The organism is Pseudomonas typographi (assembly GCF_014694385.1).
GTDB classification, from domain to species: Bacteria; Pseudomonadota; Gammaproteobacteria; order Pseudomonadales; family Pseudomonadaceae; genus Aquipseudomonas; species Aquipseudomonas typographi.
Map to the genome: position 1 here is coordinate 1 of NZ_JAAOCA010000091.1, position 1,233 is coordinate 1,233.

Here is a 1,233-nt window from a genome sequence, read left to right on the forward strand (position 1 = left end):
TCGTCACTGGCGGCGCTGGTTTCATCGGTTCGGCACTGATACGGCATTTGATCGCCAATACCGAACATGAAGTACTCAACCTCGACAAGCTCACCTACGCGGGCAACCTCGAATCGCTGCAGCCGATCGCGGCCAACAGCCGCTACGAATTCGTGCAGGCCGACATCGCCGACCAAGCCGGCGTAAACGCCGTGTTCGCGCGCTTCGCCCCCGACGCGGTGATGCACCTGGCCGCCGAATCGCACGTGGACCGCTCCATCGACGGCCCCGGCGATTTCATCCACACCAACGTGGTGGGCACCTACGCCCTACTGGAGGCGGCGCGCGGTTACTGGAGCGGGCTGCCCACTCCGCGGCGCGAGGCTTTTCGCTTTCACCATATTTCTACCGACGAGGTCTATGGCGACCTGCACGGCGTGGATGACCTGTTCACCGAAACCACGCCCTATGCACCCAGTTCGCCCTATTCGGCGAGCAAGGCCGCGTCAGACCACCTGGTCCGTGCCTGGCACCGCACCTATGGCTTGCCGGTGGTGGTCACCAACTGCTCGAACAATTACGGTCCCTACCACTTTCCGGAAAAACTCATCCCGCTGGTGATCCTCAATGCCCTGGAGGGCAAGCCATTGCCGGTGTATGGCGACGGCAAGCAGGTACGGGACTGGCTGTTCGTCGAGGACCACGCCCGCGCGCTGGTGGAGGTGGTCACCCGCGGCCAGGTGGGCGAAACCTACAACATCGGCGGCCACAATGAGCAACAGAACATCGACGTGGTGCGCGGCATCTGCGCGCTGCTCGAAGAGCTGGCGCCCAACCGCCCGGCCGGCGTGGCCCATTACGCCGACCTGATCACCTTCGTTAAAGACCGCCCCGGCCATGACCAGCGTTACGCCATCGACGCCAGCAAAATCAAGCACAGCCTGGGCTGGGTGCCGGCGGAAACCTTCGAAACCGGCCTGCGCAAAACCGTGCAGTGGTACCTGGCCAACCGCGAGTGGTGCCAACACGTTCAGGACGGCAGCTACCAGCGCGAACGCCTGGGCAACACCGACCCTAAGGATTTGATCGCATGAAAGGCATCGTACTGGCCGGCGGTTCCGGCACCCGGCTGCACCCCATCACCCTCGGCCTCTCCAAGCAGTTGCTGCCGGTTTATGACAAGCCGATGATCTACTACCCGATCTCGGTGCTGATGCTGGCGGGCATCCGTGAGATTTTAGTGATTTCCACCCC

General features: G+C 62.9%; 2 protein-coding genes. Both read left to right on the forward strand.

The genetic code is table 11. The features are described from left to right. A partial coding sequence (gene rfbB, locus HAQ05_RS27750; protein ID WP_190427567.1) for a dTDP-glucose 4,6-dehydratase occupies positions 1-1,073 on the forward strand: 1,073 nt, incomplete at its 5' end. After that, positions 1,070-1,233, forward strand: a 164-nt coding sequence (locus HAQ05_RS27755) for a sugar phosphate nucleotidyltransferase (RefSeq protein WP_190427569.1), incomplete at its 3' end; no start/stop codon positions are given. The genes rfbB and HAQ05_RS27755, both read left to right, overlap by 4 nt.